This window comes from Streptomyces sp. SLBN-8D4 (genome assembly GCF_049739545.1).
GTDB lineage: Bacteria > Actinomycetota > Actinomycetes > Streptomycetales > Streptomycetaceae > Streptomyces > Streptomyces canus_C.
In genome coordinates this window covers 8,367,614-8,386,255 of record NZ_JBMGQC010000001.1, presented here as the reverse complement: position 1 = coordinate 8,386,255, position 18,642 = coordinate 8,367,614, and the positions used below count along the sequence as shown (strand labels likewise).

General features: G+C 72.8%; 6 protein-coding genes. All 6 read left to right on the top strand.

From position 1 onward, the window contains the following. The first annotated feature begins 368 nt into the window (after positions 1–368). The 6 genes from RKD20_RS38080 to RKD20_RS38055 all read left to right on the top strand — a co-directional run bounded on the left by RKD20_RS38080 (position 369) and on the right by RKD20_RS38055 (position 18,594). Positions 369–1,610, top strand: a complete 1,242-nt coding sequence (locus RKD20_RS38080; protein WP_424881667.1) for a cytochrome P450 — start codon at positions 369–371, stop codon at positions 1,608–1,610. 276 nt (positions 1,611–1,886) lie between these two features. Further along, a complete protein-coding gene (locus tag RKD20_RS38075) occupies positions 1,887–14,828 on the top strand; it encodes an amino acid adenylation domain-containing protein (RefSeq protein ID WP_424881666.1) in 12,942 nt (4,313 codons plus the stop codon). Next, positions 14,825–15,046: an MbtH family protein gene (locus RKD20_RS38070; RefSeq protein WP_424881665.1), complete on the top strand. Its 222-nt coding sequence runs from the start codon at positions 14,825–14,827 to the stop codon at positions 15,044–15,046. Before RKD20_RS38075 ends, RKD20_RS38070 begins: the two co-directional genes overlap by 4 nt. Further along, entirely contained in the window at positions 15,043–16,092 is a 1,050-nt protein-coding gene (gene hppD / locus RKD20_RS38065) for a 4-hydroxyphenylpyruvate dioxygenase (protein ID WP_424881664.1), read from the top strand. The genes RKD20_RS38070 and hppD overlap by 4 nt, the downstream gene beginning before the upstream one ends. Next, positions 16,089–17,234, top strand: coding sequence for an alpha-hydroxy acid oxidase (locus tag RKD20_RS38060; protein ID WP_424881663.1), 1,146 nt, complete (start codon positions 16,089–16,091; stop codon positions 17,232–17,234). Before hppD ends, RKD20_RS38060 begins: the two co-directional genes overlap by 4 nt. Then, the gene (locus tag RKD20_RS38055; protein ID WP_424881662.1) at positions 17,227–18,594 is read left to right on the top strand and encodes a PLP-dependent aminotransferase family protein; all 1,368 of its coding nucleotides are present in this window, start codon (positions 17,227–17,229) and stop codon (positions 18,592–18,594) included. The genes RKD20_RS38060 and RKD20_RS38055 overlap by 8 nt, the downstream gene beginning before the upstream one ends. The last annotated feature ends 48 nt before the right edge of the window (positions 18,595–18,642 follow it).

Sequence of the window (18,642 nt, the reverse complement as noted above, 5' to 3'; positions counted from 1 at the left end):
GTCGAACACCTGGGCGGCGACACTCACGCCAGGTTACACAGATGCAATGCCTATGCAAGGGCACGAACGGAATCAAGGAATCCGGTACCGGCGTGCCCGCCCCTCTGAACAGCCGTCATTCCTGCAGGTCAGTAGGTACTGGACATACCGGTACGACGGGAATGACCTTGACACCGCTTGAGAGGGCTACCTATGCTCGGACCCCGTTGGCATCAATCGGACTGTTGTACGAGGTAGTTCGATTGCAATGGGTCTGACGGCGCGGGGCATCCTCGATTGAGCGGCCGTACAAGCAGGGCATCGGTCCGCAATTGACTCCTTTTACTGTCGGCCTTCCTTCATTCACTTGCCTGACGGGGGCTGTCCGAATGACCGATCTCGCAGCGTTAACGGGTCTTTCCTTCGATCTGCGGACGAAGGCGTTCCTGGACTATCTGGACCGCCGGCGCGCGCAGACGTCGGTCGTCAAGAGCGACCAGCCAGGGGTGTGGGAGGTCTTCGGCTACGACGAGGCCGTGCAGGTGCTCGGCGATCACGGGACCTTCTCCAACGACATGAACGACCTCATCCCGGAGGACGAGCGGGAACTGGCGAGCGCCGCCCAGGGCAACTTCCTCGGGATCGACCCGCCCCGCCACACCCAGATGCGCGAGCTGGTGCGACGGGCCTTCACTCCCCACGTCGTGGCCGGCCTGGAGCCGGTCATCGAGCGCACGGCCGAGCAACTTCTGGACGAGGTCGAGCTGTCGGCCGACGGCACGGGCACCGTCGATCTCGTGGCCGGCTTCGCCAGCCCGCTGACCGCGCGGGTCATCGCGAAGCTCTTCGGCATCCCGGAACAGGACCATGTCCTGTTCACCATCTGGGCGGACGCCCTGCTCGGTGCCCGGCCCGCCGGTGAGCTGGGCAAGGCCGACGAGTCCGCCGTGCGCGAACTCGGCGACCTCGTGCGCTCCGCCTCGGCCTACCTCCTGGAGCTCATCCACGAGCGCCGCGCCCACCCCCGGGACGATCTGATCAGCAGCCTCGCCCAGGCGGAGGTCGACGGACGTGGCCTCGACGACCACGAGATCGTCGGCGTCATCGGCATGTTCGTCATCGCGGGGCATCTTCCGTCGTCCGTGCTGATCGGCAGCACCGTCATGGCGCTGGACACCCACCCCGACACCTTCGCGGAGGTCCGCGCCGACCACGGCCTGCTGCCCCAGGTCGTGGAGGAGGTGCTGCGCTGGCGCCCGCCACTGGTCCGGGACCAGCGGGTCACGGCGTGCGAGACGGAGCTCGGCGGCGAACGCATCCCGGCCGGCGCGATGGTGTGCGTGTGGCTCGCCTCCGCCCACCGGGACGCCTCCCGCTTCCCACAGGCCGACGCGTTCGACATCCACCGCGAGAACCGGACCCGCCACATCGCCTTCGGCAAGGGCATCCACTTCTGTCTCGGCGCACCACTGGCCCGCATGGAGACCCGAATCGCGCTGACCGCCCTCCTGCGCCGCTACGACCGGATCGAGGTGCTGCGCGACGGCGGCATCCAGTTCCACCCGTCGATCGGTGTCCTGGGACCGGTACGCCTGCCGACCGCGGTGCACGCCCTCGCGCCGACCGTGTGACGCCCGCGGCCGGCCCCACCGCTCACGGGCCCGGGCGACCGCCCAACCACCGTCCGGCCCACCGGCGTTGCCGCCCGGGCCGCCCACTCACCGGCCCGCCGACGCGAGCGCCCCTCCCCTGACCCACCGGCCTCGAAGCCCCCGTCCGGACCGGCCACGGTCCGGGCGCCGGCGCCGGCCCTCTCCCACACGTCCTGCGACGGTCCGCGCCACCCCGACGACCGGTGTGCGCGCCCGTCCGGAGCCGACCCCTGCTGTCCGCGGCGAGGAAACCCCATGGCGACTGACCGGCCGACCCTCTCCCACCCCCAGGACGGGGAGCCCCCTGTCCCGCCGAGCCCGCACCGGCTCAACCCCGCCTACGTGATCTACACGTCCGGGTCCACGGGAGTGCCCAAGGGCACCGTGATCCCCGGCGAGAACCTCACGAACCTGCTGGCCGACTTCCAGGAGCGGCTCTCCTTCGGGCCCGAGGACCGGCTGCTCGCGGTCACCACCTTCGGCTTCGACATCTCCAACCTGGAACTGCTGCTCCCCCTGATCTCCGGGGGCGAACTCGTGCTCGCGCCGCAGGAGGCGACGCACGATCCGGCGGCCCTGCGGCAGCTCGTCGACGAGACGGGTGCGACGGTCGTCCAGGCGACCCCGACACTGTGGCAGAGCGTGCTGGACAGCGAGCCGGAGGCGCTGCGGGGGCTGAAGGTCCTGGTCGGCGGCGAGGCCCTGACGGAGCGTCTGGCGCAGGGTCTGGGCGCGGCGGCGCGGGAGGTCACGAACGTCTACGGGCCCACCGAGACGACGATCTGGTCGACGAGCGCCGTCGTCGGCCCGGCCACCGCGGGCCGGCCGCCGATCGGGCGCCCGCTGGCGAACACCCGGACCCATGTGCTCGACCGCCGGCTGCGGCCGGTACCCCTCGGCGGCACCGGCGAACTGTTCATCGCGGGCGCCGGTGTGGCCCGCGGTTATCTGGGCCGTCCCGCCCTGACCGCCGACCGGTTCGTGGCGGACCCCTTCGGCCCGCCGGGAACGCGTATGTACCGCACCGGGGACCTGGTGCGCCGACGTGAGGACGGCGATCTGGAGTTCCTCGGCCGGGCCGACGGCCAGGTCAAGATCCGGGGTTTCCGGATCGAGCTCGGCGAGGTCGAACACGCCCTGGCGGGCCACCCCGAGATCGCCCAGGCCGCCGTGGTGGTTCGGGACCTCGGCGCCGGCGGACCCGCCCTCGTCGCGTACGCCGTGCCCCTGCCCGGTGCCGACCCCGACCCTGCCGGGCTGCGTGCCCATCTGGCCGAGCGCCTGCCCGGGCACATGCTGCCCACCGCACTGACCGTGCTGGACGCGCTGCCGCTCACCCCGAACGGCAAGCTGGACCGCCGGGCGCTGCCCGCCCCCGATCTCGGCCCGACGGTGTCGGGACGCGCACCGCGCACCCCGCAGGAGGAGATCCTGTGCGAGCTGTTCGCGCAGGTCCTCGAAGTACCGGCGGTGGGCCTGGACGACCACTTCTTCGGCCTGGGAGGCCACTCCCTGCTCGCGACCCGGCTCGCCAACGCCATCCGGTCGCGGCTGGGCGTGGACCTCCCCGTGCGCACGCTGTTCGAGGCGCCCACCGTGGCCGCGCTCGCCCGGCGGATCGCCGGATCCGGCAGCACGCGCACCGCCCTGACGCCCAGGGAGCGCCCCGAGCGGATCCCGCTGTCCTTCGGGCAGCGCCGGCTGTGGTTCATCAACCGAATGGACGGCGGCGGCGCGGCGTACCACATGCAGAGCGTGCTGCGGCTGCGCGGCGAGCTGGACCGTACGGCGCTCGCCGAGGCCCTGGCGGACGTGGTGGCCCGGCACGAGTCGCTGCGCACCGTCTTCCCCGAGGCGGACGGCGAGCCCCACCAACTGGTCCTGGAACCAGGGGACGCGCGCCCCGTTCCGGCCGTGACGGACACCGACGAGAGCGGGCTTCCGGCCGCGCTGCGGGCCGCTGCCGCGCAGCCCTTCGAACTCACGCGGGAACTCCCCTTGCGGGCGCACCTGTTCGCGCTGTCCCCGACCGAGCATGTGCTGATGGTGGTCCAGCACCACATCGCCGCCGACGGCTGGTCGCTCACGGTGCTGGCCAGCGACCTCGGTCGCGCGTACCGCGCCAGAAGTCGCGGCGAGGCACCCGACTGGCGCCCGCTGCCGGTGCAGTACGCGGACTACGCCCTCTGGCAGCGCGAGATCCTCGGCGACGAGCGGGACCCCGACAGCCTGCTGACGGCACAGACGGAGTTCTGGAAACGGGCCCTGGACGGCCTGCCCGAGCAGACCCTGCTTCCCACGGACCGGCTCAGGCCGCGGACCGCGGGTTTCCGGGGCGAGACGGTCCCGCTGGACCTGGACGCAGACCTCCACCAACGGCTGCTCGACCTCGCCCACCGGCACAACGCGAGCCTGTTCATGGTGCTCCACGCGGCGCTCGCCGCGCTGTGCACCCGGCTCGGGGCGGGGACCGACATCCCCATCGGCTCCCCGGTGTCGGGCCGGACGGACGATGCGTTGGACGATCTGATCGGCTTCTTCGTCAACACTCTGGTCCTGCGCACCCGTACGGACGGCGACCCACGTTTCACCGACCTCCTGGCGTCCGTGCGCCAGAACGCCCTGGCGGCCTACGACCACCAGGACCTGCCCTTCGAGCGGCTGGTCGAGACGCTCAATCCCGACCGGTCGCTGTCCCAGCACCCGCTGTTCCAGATCTTCCTGGCCCTCCAGAACACCCCGGACGCCGACATCCGCTTCGAGGGCGTAGCCGTGCGGCCGCAGGACGAGGCGCTGCCGTCGGCCAAGTTCGATCTCGCGTTCAATCTGGCCGAACGCTTCGGGGAGGAGCGCGCGGCACAGGGCGTCCACGGCACCGTCGAGTTCCGCACCGACCTCTTCGACCGCGGCACCGTCGAAACCCTCGTCGCCCGTCTGGTCAGGTTCCTGCGGGCGGTCGCGGCGGACCCGCGCCGGCGGATCGGCGCGGTGGAGATCCTCGGCGAGGAGGAGCGCCTGTGGCTGCTCGGCGGCGCTCCCGCACAGGTTCCCTCGGACGACTCCCCGGAGCATCGCCCGCTCGACGGATCACCCGGCCGGCTCGCCGCGGAACCCGGCACCCTGCACACCCGCTTCGCCCGCACGGCCGCCGCCCACCCGGACGCCCTCGCCCTGCGCGCCAGGGACCGGGAGATGACCTACCGCGAAGTGGACCGGCGCGCCGACGCGTTGGCGCGGGCGCTCAGGGCGCGGGGTGTCGGTACGGAGAGCCGGGTCGCCGTCTTCCTGGAGCGCTCGCCGGAGCTGGTCGTGTCGATGCTCGCCGTGTGGAAGGCGGGCGGTGTGTGCGTCCCGCTGCACGAGGCCTTCCCGGCGGACCGGCTGGAGTGGGTCATGGCGGACACGGCGGCCGTCGTGCTGCTGACGGACCGGACGATGCTCGGCCGGGGCTTCCGCCATGACGCGCGGGTGGTCGTGGTGGACCGGGACGCGGAGGTGGAGGCGGCACCGGCGGGCCCGGAGGTTCCCGTCCTTCCCGACCAGCTGGCGTACATCATGTACACCTCCGGCTCCACCGGCCTGCCCAAGGGCGTGGCCGTCACCCACCGGGACGTGGTGGCGCTCGCCTGCGACCCGTGCTGGGACACCGGCAACCACGAACGCGTCCTCATGCACGCGCCCTACGCGTTCGACATCTGCGACTACGAGCTGTGGGTGCCGCTCCTCGCCGGCGGTGAGGTGGTGCTGGCCCCGCCCGGACGACTGGACACCGCCGACCTGGCCCGGCTCATCGAGGGCGAGAAGGTCACCGCGGTGCACTTCACCGCCGGTCTGCTGCGCGTGCTCGCCGAGGACGCGCCCGGCTGTCTGTCCCAGGTGCGCGAGGTGCTCACCGGAGGCGACATCGTGTCGCCGGTCGCCGTCGAGCGCGTCCTGGAGCACGCGCCCGGTGCGCTCGTGCGCCAGCTCTACGGCCCCACCGAGATGACGCTGTGCGCCACCCACCACGAGGTGCGCGCGCCCTACACGGCCGAGGGCCGGGTGCCCCTCGGACGCCCGCTCGCCGGTACCCGCGTCTACGTTCTGGACGAGCGGTTGCGGCCGGTGCCGCCCGGGGTGACGGGCGAGGTGTATCTGGCGGGGTCCGGTCTGGCCCGGGGCTATCTGGGCCGGGCCGGTCTCACCGCGGAGCGGTTCGTGGCCGCCCCCTGGGGGCCGCCGGGCGAACGGATGTACCGCACTGGTGACCTGGGCCGTTGGAACGGCCGGTGGCAGCTGGAGTTCGTCGGGCGCGGCGACGACCAGGTCAAGATCAGAGGTTTCCGAGTCGAGCCGGGCGAGGTCGCCGCGAAGCTCGCGGACCACGCCGAGGTCTCCCAGGCCGAGGTCCTGGTGCGCACCGGGCACTTGGGCGAACGTCAGCTGATCGGCTACGTCGTACCGCACGGGCGGCGGTCCGCCACCCACGTCGAGGAGGGCACGCGGCAGCACGTCGCCGAGTGGCGGCAGATCTACGACGGCATGTACAGCGGTTCCGACACGTCTGTCGTCGGCTCCGACACCGCCCCGCCCGGCTCCGGCGGCACCGGGTTCGGCTCCGACTTCTCCGGCTGGGAGAGCAGTTACGACGGCCGCCCCATTCCGGTGGCCGAGATGCGCGAGTGGCGTGAGTGCACCGTCGAGCGCATCCGTGCCCTGCGTCCCCGTCATGTCCTGGAGATCGGCGCGGGCAACGGTCTGATCCTGTCCCGGCTGTACTCCACCTGCGCCTCCTACTGGGCCACCGACTTCTCACCCCGGGCGATCGAGACGCTGCGGGCCCACGTGGGTGCGGAGAGTTCGGTCCGGCTGCGGACCCAGCCGGCGGACGACCTGACCGGTCTGCCCGCCGGACACTTCGACACGATCGTCCTCAACTCGGTCGTGCAGTACTTCCCGGACGCGGACTATCTGCGGAGGGTGCTGACCGGGCTGACCGGCCTGCTCGCCCCCGGCGGCGCGCTGTTCGTCGGCGACGTCCGCAACCTGGAACTCCTGGACACCTTCCACGCGGCCGTCGAACTGGCCCGCGCGGACGAGGGCGAGGATCCGGCCGCGGTGCGGCGCAGGGCCCGGCGCCGGGTCGAGCGGGAGAAGGAGCTGCTGGTGGCCCCCGGCTTCTTCCACGACTTCGCCCGGATCACCGAGGGCGTCGCGGCGGCCGACGTACGGGTCAAACGAGGCCACGCGCACAACGAGTTGACGCGGTACCGCTACGACGTCGTCCTGCGCGCGGCGACAGACACGTCGGCGACGGACGGGGAGGCGCCCGGCCCCAAGGCCGCCGCCCCCGTCCTCGACTGGGCCGAGGCCCGCGGCGATCTCGGCGCGCTGCGCGCCCGCCTGGCCGGGAGCAGGCCGTCGGCGCTGCGTGTCACCGGCGTCCCGGACGGCCGCACCGCGCACGAACGCGCCGCCGCCGCGGCCCTGTACGCGGGCGAAGCCCTCGCCGGGACCGCGGTCGGCGTGGACCCGGCCCTGCTGTACGAACTGGGCGACCGCCTCGGCTACGAGACGACGGTGAGCTGGGCGGGACCCGGCTCCCCGGGCCTGCTCGACGTGCTCTTCACCGACGCCTCCCGGCACACCGGCCCCCTCCCGTCGATCGGCTGGTCCGGCCCCGAACCCGGCCCGGACGCCGTGCCGGCCCGGCACACCAACGCGCCCGCCGCCTTCCAGGAGGCCCGGCGGCTCTCCGCGGCGCTCCGCTCCCACCTCGGGGAGCGGCTGCCGGAGTACATGATCCCGTCGGCTTTCGTGGTGCTGGACCGTTTCCCGGTCACCCCCAACGGCAAGCTCGACCGCGAGGCGCTGCCGGAGCCCGATCCTGGCGACGCGGTGGGCAGGGGTGTGCCGCGGTCCGCACGGGAGGAGCAACTCTGCGCGCTGTTCGCCGAGTTGCTCGGTCTGCCGCGGGTGGGCGTCGAGGACGACTTCTTCCGGTTGGGCGGGCATTCGCTGCTGGCGATCCGGCTGGTCAACGCGATACGTTCGGCGTTCGGCACGGAACTCGGCGTCCGCGCGGTGTTCGAGGCACCGACCGTCGCCGCCCTCGCCGAGCGACTCGACCGGGCCGGCCCCGCGCAGGCCCCCCTGGTCCCGGCGGACCGACCCGACCCGCTGCCGGTGTCGTACGCCCAGCGCAGGCTGTGGTTCCTGCACCGTCTGGAGGAGCGCGACGGCGCCTACAACATCCCCGTCGCCCTGCGGCTGACCGGTGACCTGGACGAGGGCGCCCTGCGGCGGGCCCTGCACGACGTGGTGGTCCGGCACGAGTCGCTGCGCACGGTGTTCGCCGAGGACGACGGCGAGCCGGTGCAGCGCATCCTGGACGCACAGGACGCCCAGCCGGATCTCGGCGTGGTGGACGTCGGCGAGGACGCCGACGCCCTGGAACGCGCTCTGACCGGGGCGGCCGGCCGGGGCTTCGACCTGGGCACACAACTGCCGCTGCGGGCGACCCTGTTGAGGCTGGCGCCGACGGAACACGTGCTCCTCGTGGTCCTGCACCACATCGCCGCCGACGGCTGGTCCATGGACCCCCTGGCTCGGGACCTCGGCGCGGCCTACGCGGCCCGCCGCGCCGGACGGGCCCCGCGGTTCACGCCGTTGCCTGTGCAGTACGCCGACTACGCCGTGTGGCAGCGGACCGTGCTCGGCAGCGAGACCGACCCGGGCAGTCGGATCAGCGGCCAGCTCGCCCACTGGCGGGACCGGCTGGCGGATCTCCCGGCCGGCACGGAGCTGCCCACCGACCGTCCGCGGCCGCCCGAGTTCAGCTACCGGGGCGCGGAGGTCCCCCTCCGGTTGCCGGCGCAGCTCCACGCGGACCTCGTCGGCCTCGCCCAGGAGCACGGCGCCACCCTCTTCATGGTGCTGCATGCCGCCCTCGCCGCACTGCTCACCCGGCTCGGCGCGGGTACGGACATCCCGCTCGGAACCCCGGTGGCCGGACGCGCCGACGCACAGCTCGACGACCTCGTCGGCTTCTTCGTCAACACGCTCCTCCTGCGCACCGACACCGGCGGCGACCCGGCCTTCGGCGATCTGCTGCGCCGGGTGGCGGAGCAGGACCTGGAGGCGTACGCCCATCAGGACGTGCCGTTCGAGCGGCTGGTGGAGGTGCTGGCGCCGCCGCGGTCACTGGCCCGGCACCCGCTGTTCCAGGTGATGCTGGCCCTGCAACCGGCCACCGGCGTCGCGACGGAACTGCCCGGACTGCGCACCGCCGCGCAGCCGATCCCGCAGCGCACGGTCAAGTTCGACCTGGATCTCCAGCTACGCGAGATCCGATCACCGGACGGCGCGCCGTGCGGTGTCGAGGGCGGCATCGTCTACAGCACGGACCTGTTCGACGAGGCCACCGTCGTCGCCCTCGGCGACCGGCTGGTCCGGTTCCTGCGGGCGGTGGCCGACGATCCGGGCCTGGCCATCGGAGACGTCGACATCCTGACCGGGGACGAACGGCCGGCCCGGGCCGGGGAATCCGGCGAAGAGCGTCCCGAACCGGTGATCCGCCGGTTCGAGGCCCAGGTCCGGCGGACCCCGGAGCGGCCCGCGGTGAGCGGCGCGGGCACGACCCTGTCGTACGCGGAACTCGACGCCGAGGCCAACCGGCTGGCGCGGTGTCTGGCGGCCCGGGGAGCGGGTCCGGAGCGGGTCGTCGCCGTGGCGGTGCCGCGTTCGGCGCGGATGCTGGTCGCGGTCCTCGCGGTGCTGAAGTGCGGTGCGGCCTATCTTCCGGTCGACCGCGGCCAGCCGGCCGACCGGGTCGCGTTCACCTTCGGCGACGCCGGTCCCGTCCTGGTGATCACCGAGGGGGACGCGCCGGCGGGTCTGCCCGATCCGTCCGTCGTGCCCCGGGTGGCGCTGGACGATCCCGGGGTCGCGGCCACGCTCGCCGGCACCGGCGACGGTCCCTTCGGGGACGCGGTCGACGAACGCCATCCCGCGTACGTCATCTACACCTCGGGATCCACGGGCACTCCCAAGGGAGTGGTGGTGTCCCGCCGCAGCATGGCCTGTCTGCTGGACTGGGCGGTGGAGCGGTTCGGCGCCGAGGATCTGGAGCGGGTCCTGGCCGCCACCTCGCTCTCCTTCGACGTCTCGGTGTTCGAGCTGTTCGCGCCGCTGCTGACCGGCGGTCATGTGGAGATCGTGCGCGACCTCCTGGAGCTGGCCGATCGGCCTTGGTCGGGGACGCTGGCCGGCGGTGTGCCGTCGGTGTTCTCGGCCCTGCTGGCCGGCGGACGGGCTCCGTTCGAGGCGCGGACGCTGGCGATGGCCGGGGAGGCCCTGCCCGAGCACGTGGTGCGGCAGGTGCGGGAGCTGCGGCCGGGTGTGCGGATCGCCAACATCTACGGTCCGACGGAGGCCACCGTCTACGCGACGGCCTGGTTCTCGGAGGGCGAGGAGATTCTGGCCCCGCCCATCGGGCGGCCGCTCCCCCATGTCCGGGCCCAGGTGCTGGACGAGCGGCTGCGGCCGGTGCCCACCGGAGTGCCCGGGGAACTGTATCTCTCGGGCGAGGGCCTGGCGCGCGGCTATCTCGGCCGGCCCGCGCTGTCCGCCGAGCGGTTCGTAGCCGATCCCTGGGGTCCGCCCGGCGGCCGCATGTACCGCACCGGTGACCTGGTGCGGCGCCGTGCGGACGGTTGCCTGGACTATCTGGGGCGCACCGACGACCAGGTCAAGGTGCGCGGTTACCGCATCGAGCCCGGGGAGATCGAGAACGTTCTGACCCGGCACCCGGAGGTGGTCAACGCGGCGGTCTCCGCGCTGCCCGACCCGGAAGGGGTACGGCGTCTGGTGGCTCACGTGGCGGTGCGTGCGGGCGCTTCGGCCACCGCCGCGCAGCTCACGGCGCACGTCGGCGCGGCTCTGCCGGAGTACATGGTGCCGACCGCGTTCGTGCTGCTGGACGAGCTCCCGGTCAACGCAAACGGCAAGCTCGACCGTGCGGCGCTCCCGGCCCCGGAGCTGGGCTGCCGTCCGACCGGGGACCGGGTGCGGGATCCGCGCGAGGAGTTGATGGGCGAGCTGTTCGCCCAGGTCCTCGCAGTGCCCTCGGTCGGTCCCGACGACAACTTCTTCGGGCTCGGCGGGCACAGTCTGATGGCCACCCGGCTGGCCAACGCGGTCCGCACCGCGTTCGGGGCCGAACTCCCGTTGCGCGCGATCTTCGAGGCACCCACACCGCGGGGCCTGGCGGCACTGCTCGACACGGCGGACAGCGCCCGCCCGGTCCTCGCCCCGGCGGAGCGGCCCGGGACGATCCCGCTGTCGTACGCCCAGCGGCGGCTGTGGTTCCTCAACCGGCTCGACGGCGACTCGGGGCGGTACAACATCCCGCTCGCCCTGCGCCTGGCGGGCAGGCTGGACCCGGACGCCCTCGGCGCCGCCCTCGGAGACCTGATGGACCGCCACGAGTCCCTGCGTACCGTCTTCCCCGACACCGACGGCGTTCCCCGCCAGCACGTCCTCGCGCCCGGCGACCGCCCGCTCGGCCCGGAACCGGTGCCCGTGTCCCGGGAGGACCTGCCCCATGCCCTGTCGGAGGCAGCGCGGCGGAGCTTCGACCTGGCCGTCGATCCGCCGCTGCACGCGACGTTGTGGCGGACCGCGCCGGACGAGCACGTCCTGCTGCTCGTCCTGCACCACATCGCCGGTGACGGCGCCTCGTACGCCCCGCTCGCCAGGGACCTGGGCACCGCCTACCGGGCACGTGCGGCCGGTCAAGCCCCTGACTGGCGGCCGCTGCCCGTCCAGTACGCGGACTACACGCTCTGGCAACGGCGGCTGCTCGGCGCGGAGGACGATCCAGGCAGCCCTGTCTCACGTCAGCTCGCGCACTGGCAGAAGACGCTGGCCGGGCTGCCTCAGGAGCTGACACTGCCCGTCGACCGGCCGCGGCCCGCCGTGATCGGCCACGGGGGCGGTCAGGTACCGCTCAGCGTGGACGCGGACCTGCACCGAAGGCTGACGGCGCTGTCCCGGCGGGAGGGCGTCACCGCCTTCATGCTCTTCCAGGCGGCCCTCGCGGCCCTGCTCACCCGGCTCGGGGCGGGTACGGACATCCCGGTCGGCAGCCCGCTCGCAGGCCGGGGCGACCAGGCGCTCGACGATCTGGTGGGATTCTTCGCCAACACGGTCGTGCTGCGCACCGACACTTCCGGAAACCCCGACTTCGCCGAGCTGCTGCGCCGGGTCCGGGAGACCGCCCTGGCGGCCTACGCCCATCAGGACGTGCCGTTCGAGCGGCTGGTCGAGGTGCTGAGTCCGGCCCGCTCGGTGTCCCGGCACCCGCTGTTCCAGGTCCTTCTGGTGCTCCAGAACACCGAACCGCCCCGGTTCGACCTGGAGGGCCTGACGATCAACGCGGCCGAGGTCGATCCGCAGACGGCCCGGTTCGACCTGGACGTGTCCCTCAGCGAGACGTTCGCGGAGGACGGCGGCCCCTCGGGCGTCCACGGCAGCATCCGGTACAACGCTGACCTCTTCGACGAGGCCACGGTCGCCGCCGTCGCCGAGCGGCTGGTCCTGCTGCTCGAAGCCGTCGCGGCCGACCCGCACATCCCGGTCGGCTCCCTGAACGTGCTCCTGCCGGCCGAGCGGCGGCGCCTCGACGAGTGGTCCGGCGGGGCTGCGGGGGCCGCGCCCGCGACACCCCTTCCCGAACTGTTCCAGGCCCAGGTGGCGCGCACCCCGCGCCGGACGGCACTGCGCTTCGACGACGGCACGCTGTCGTACGACGAGCTCAACCGCCGGGCCAACCGGCTGGCCCACCGGCTCGCCGCGCTCGGCGCGGGCCCGGAGCGCACGGTGGGGCTGCTGCTGCCGCGCTCCCCCGAGCAGGTCGTCGCCGTCCTCGCCGTCCTGAAAGCGGGTGCCGCCTTCCTCCCCGTGGATCCGGACTATCCCGCCGCACGGATCCGGCACATGCTGGCCGACGCGCGGCCCTTTCTCGTGCTCACCGTGCGGGCACTCGCCGACCGGCTTCCGCAAGGGACGCCCGCCCTGGTGCTGGACGATCCTGCCGTCGCCGCGAGGACGAGGGCGGCGCCCGCCACGGATCCGGTCGACGAGGAGCGTACGACCCCGCTGCGCACCGCCCATCCGGCCTACGTCATCTACACGTCGGGGTCAACGGGCCGGCCCAACGGGGTGGTGGTGTCCCACGAGGGCATCGCCAACCTGGCGGCCCGGCAGATCGAACGGTTCCGGGTCGCCGCGGGCGACCGGGTGCTCCAGTTCGCCTCCCCGGGCTTCGACGCGGCGTTCTCCGAACTGTGCATGGCACTGCTGTCCGGGGCGGAGCTGGTGGTGGCCGACAAGGACCACCTCACTCCCGGCCGGCCGCTGGCCGAGCTGATCGCCCGGCAGGGCGTCACCCATGTGACCCTGCCGCCGGTGGCCCTGTCCGCCATGCCGCCGGACCGCCTCGGCCCCGTGCGCACCCTGGTGACCGCCGGGGACGCGCTGCCCGCGGACGCGGTTCGGCGCTGGGGTGCCGGGCGGCGTCTGGTCAACGCGTACGGGCCGACCGAGACGACGGTCTGCGCCACCATGAGCGAGCCGCTGTCCGGTACGGACCGCCCGTCGATCGGCCGTCCGCCGGCCGGCGTGGGCATCCGCGTCCTCGACGACAACCTGCGCCCCGTCCCGCCGGGGGTGGCCGGTGAACTCTATGTGCACGGCCCGGGTCTGGCCCGCGGATATCTGGGCCGGCCGGGCCTGACCGCGGCACGGTTCGTGGCCGACCCGTACGGCGCGCCGGGGTCGCGCATGTACCGCACCGGTGACCTCGTCCGCCGGGACCGCGACGGGGATCTGCACTTCCTGGGCCGCGCGGACCATCAGGTCTCGGTCCGCGGCTTCCGCGTGGAACCGGCCGAGATCGAGAACGTGCTGCTGGCCGACCCGGCCGTGGCCCAGGCGGTGGTGACGGTCCATCAGGAGGGCACCGATGACGGGGTGTTGACCGGGTACGTGGTGCCCGCCGAGGGCGCCGCGCCGGACGCCGCCGTGCTCCGCGGGCGGGCCGGCGAGTCGCTGCCCGCCCACATGGTGCCCGCCGCCGTGGTCGTCCTGGACGCACTGCCGGTCACGCCGAACGGCAAGCTGGACCGGGCGGCCCTGCCCGCGCCGCGGTTCACCGGGGTGTCCGACCGAGCGGCGCGCAGCCCTCGCGAGGCCGCGCTGCGGGAGCTGTTCGCGGAGGTCCTCGGAGTGCCCGCGATCGGTCTCGACGACAGCTTCTTCGACGTAGGTGGCCACTCCATGCTGGCCGCCCGGCTGATCGACCGGATCCACGGCGCCCTGGGCCTCCGGATCGGGCTGCGTCTCCTCTTCGAGGCCCCCTCGGTGGCGCGGCTGGCACGCGCACTGGACGGCACCGCCGAACACGACCGCCACGGCGGGGAATTCGACGTCCTGCTGCCGCTGCGGCCGGGCGGCGGGGCGCCGCCCGTGTTCTGTGTCCATCCGGCGGCCGGCCTCGGCTGGTCCTTCACCGGACTCGCCCGGCACCTGGACCTGCGGCACCCGGTGTACGCGCTGCAGTCGCCCGGTGCCGCGGGCGGCCCCGGACGGATCCCGCCGACGGTGGCCGAGACGGCCGAGGTGTACGCCGAGCACATCCGCCGGGTGGCCCCGCACGGGCCGTACCACCTGCTGGGCTGGTCGGCGGGCGGGCTGATCGCCCACGAGATCGCCGTACGGCTGCAGGCCGCAGGTGAACAGGTGGGTCTGCTGGCGGTGCTGGACGGCTATCCGCTGGCCGGCCTGCCGGCGGCCATGGCCCCCGCCCCCGACGAGGCCGCCGAGGCGGTGCGCCGGCAGACCTCGGGGCTCCAGTTCGACGACGCCGTACGGGAGAACCTCACCGCGGTGTACCGCGAGGTCACCCGGGCGGCGCGGGGCTTCACCCCCGGCGTCTTCCGCGGGGACCTGCTGCACTTCGGCGCCAGGGACACCCTGCTCCCTCCCGCCCTCTGGCAGCCCTACGTCGACGGGCGTCTGCGCCGGACGGACGTCCCCTGCGCGCACGAGGAGTTGACCCGCCCCGCGGCTCTCGCCGTGATCGGTCCCGCGCTCTCGGCCGCGCTGCGCGAGACCACTCCCGCTTTCGAACACCACGAGAAAGGAACCGACGCATGACCAACCCCTTCGAGGACGATCAGGCCACCTACCTCGTCCTGCGCAACGAGGAGGGCCAGCACTCGCTGTGGCCGTCCTTCGTGGAGGTGCCGGCCGGCTGGCAGACCGTCCACGGCCGGGCCGACCGCCAGTCGTGCCTCGACTACGTCAACGAGCACTGGACCGACATGAGGCCCAACAGCTTGATCTCCGCCATGGACGGGAGCGATGCGCGGTGAACACCGGACAGCCCTCCTTCGACGACCTGTGCGTCGACCACGTCAGGATCTGCGTCACCGATCTCGACGCCGCGACAGCCGAGTTCGTCGACGGATACGGCCTGACCGTCGCCGACGTGCTGGATGACCCCGGCGCACAGCGCACGGCCGTCCTCGTCCGCGAGGACATCCGGCTCCTACTGAGCCAGCCCCTGGCCGAGGACCACCCCAGCGCCGTCTACACGCGGCTGCACGGCGACGGTGTCTGCGACATCGCCCTGGGCACCGCCGACGCCGAGGGTGCTTTCACGGAGGCCGTCCGGCGGGGCGCCCGGCCGCTCGCGGCGCTTCACCGGCACGACGACGGGGTGGTCACCGCCTCCGTGGGCGGCTTCGGCGACGTGGCGCACACCTTCGTCCAGCGGCCGGTCCCGAGCGGCCGGCCGCACGGAGCGCCGGGGTCCCGGGCAGCCGCACGCGACACGGGACTTCGCCATGTCGACCACTTCGCCGTGTGCGTGGAGGCCGGCGATCTCGCCGGCACCGTGGAGTTCTACGAGCAGGTCATGGACTTCCGGATGATCTTCGAAGAGAAGATAGTCGTTGGTGCCCAGTCGATGAACTCCCAGGTGGTGCAGAGCCGTTCGGGCCTGGTGACGCTGACCGTCATCGAGCCGGACACCAGCCGGGAACCGGGCCAGATCGACGCGTTCGTCAAGAATCACGGCGGTGCCGGTGTGCAGCACGTCGCGTTCACCAGCGGCGACATCGTGCACTCCGTGACGGCGATGCGGGCCGGCGGCGTGGGTTTCCTGGACACTCCCGACGCGTACTACAGCAGGCTGCCCGAGCGGCTCGCGCTGTCCCGGTACTCGCCCGCCGAACTCGGGAACCTGGACATCCTGGCCGACGAGGACCACGCCGGCCAGCTGTTCCAGATCTTCACCCGTTCCACCCACCCGCGCCGGACCCTCTTCTTCGAGGTCATCGAGCGCGCCGGGGCCACCACGTTCGGCAGCGGCAACATCAAGGCCCTGTACGAGGCCGTAGAGGCGGAGGGGATGTGACCTCGCCCGGAAGCGGCCCCGCCCTGGAGGCGTCACCCCTGAGCGGTCCGCTCGCCGACGCGCCTCCCGGTCTGGCCGGGATCAGGAGCGCGGCGCGGGCCGTCACGGACCCGGCGGTGTGGGACTTCATCGAGGGCGGCAGCGGTGCGGAGACGGCTTTGGCGGCCAACCGGGCGGCCCTCGACGGCGTGGCGCTCCTGCCCCGGGTGCTGACCGGCCGAACCGGCACCGACCTGTCCGGCCGGCTGCTGGGCACCGACGCCGCGATGCCGGTCGCGGTCGCGCCGATGGCCTATCAGTGCCTGCTGCATCCCGAGGGCGAGCGGGCGGTCGCCCGGGCGGCCCGCGCCGCCGGAGTGCCGTTCGTGCTCAGTACCCTGAGCAGTCGTCCCCTGGAGGAGGTCGTCGCCACCGAGGCGGACGTCTGGTTCCAGCTGTACTGGCTGCGCGAGCGGTCCCTGGCCGACGAACTCGTCGCCCACGCCGAGGACTCGGGCTGCCGGGCGCTCATGGTCACCGTGGACGTCCCGACCATGGGGCGGCGCTGGCGGGACGTGCGCAACGGGTTCTCGCTGCCGCCTCACGTGCGCGCCGCGAACCTGGGCCCCGGGCTCGACGACCTGGCGCACCGGTCCACACCAGGGGTCTCGGCCGTCGCCGATCACACGCGGTCCCTGTTCGGCGTCCCGACTCTGCGGGACCTGGAACGGTTGCGGCGACGCAGCTCTCTTCCCCTGGTGGTGAAGGGCGTTCTCGACGCGCGTGATGCCCGGCGCGTGGCGGAGTGCGGCGCCGACGCCGTGGTGGTCTCCAACCACGGGGGCCGCCAGTTCGACGGCGCTCCGCCGAGCATCGCCCAACTCCCGTCCGTGGCCGAGGCGGTGGCCGGTCTCTGCGCGGTGCTGCTGGACAGCGGCATACGTACCGGCACGGACGTGCTGCGCGCCCTGGCTCTCGGGGCCTCGGGCGTGCTGGTCGGCCGCCCGGTGCTGTGGGGGCTCGCGGCGCACGGGGAGAAGGGGGTCGCCGAGGTGCTCTCCGTCCTGCGGGACGAGCTCCGGGAGGGGCTGCTGCTGACCGGCTGCGCCGACCTCGCGGCCGCCGCGGATCTCCGCGTCCGGAGGTGGGCCGCCGATGCCTGACCAACCTCTCGCAGACCCGACCGCCGACCTGGACCTGGCCGGGCTGCACACCTCGCTGGAGGATCCGGCGCTCGCCTCCATGACGTTCCTCAACGAGGTCACCGGGCGCCACCCGAAGGCCCTGTCCTTCGCACCGGGCCGGCCCACGGAGGAGAGCTTCGACGTCGAGGCCGTGCACCGGTATCTGCGCCGGTTCTGCGACCACCTGGCCACGGACCGCGGTCACACGCCCGAGGAGGTCCGCAGGACCCTGTGCCAGTACGGGCGGACGAGCGGCATCGTGCACGAACTTATCGCACGCCAACTGGAGGCGGACGAGGGGCTGCGCACCGAACCGGAGTCGATCGTGGTCACCGTCGGCTGCCAGGAGGCGATGTACCTGGTCCTGCGCGCCCTGCGCCGCGACGAGCACGATGTCGTGCTGGCCGTCTCACCGACCTATGTCGGCCTGACGGGCGCCGCGCGGCTGGTGGACATGCCGGTGCTGCCGGTGGCGAGCGGCCGCACCGGTATCGATCTGGCGGACCTCACCGCCCAGGTCCGCGGTGCGCGCGAGCGCGGTCTGCGCCCCCGCGCCTGCTACCTCGTGCCGGACTTCGCCAACCCGTCCGGGCTGAGCCTCGACCTCGCAACCCGCGGCGAGCTGCTGGCCCTCGCCGAGCGGGAGGGCATCCTGCTGCTGGAGGACAACCCGTACGGCATGTTCCACGACGGCTCGGGACGCGTGCCCACCCTCAAGGCGCTGGACACCGGGCGGCGGGTGATTCACTTCGGGTCCTTCGCGAAGACCGTGCTCCCCGGCGCCCGGGTGGGCTATGTGGTGGCCGACCAGCGGGTCGGGGACGGACAGGGGCGGGTCCAGGGATTCGCCGAGCACCTGTCGAGGATCAAGAGCATGGTCACGGTCAACACCTCCCCCATCAGCCAGGCCGTCGTCGGCGGCGCGCTCCTGGAGAACGACTTCAGCCTGGAGCGCGCGACCTCGCGGTCGCGGCACGTGTATCAACGCAATCTCGCGCATGTCCTGCGCGGTCTGGAAACCCGCTTCGGCCGGTGCGACTCCGTCTCCTGGAACACGCCGAGGGGCGGCTTTTTCATCGTGGTCACCGTGCCGTTCACGGTGGACGACGAATTGCTCGAACGATCGGGCCGTTCCTTCGGCGTGCTGTGGACTCCGGTATCCCACTTCTACGACGGGAAAGGCGGCCGAAATCAGATTCGACTGTCCTGCAGTTCTCTTGACAGCACACAAGTGGAAGAAGGCCTGAACAGACTTGCGAACCTATTCGTAGACAAAGGTGTGCTCGGAGTTGACACCGGTACCGACTCGATGCCTGGGTGTAGTAGCGTAAGCATGTAGATTACACTGAGGAGTCGACTTGTTACGTTGCGAATCCGTCAGCAAGCG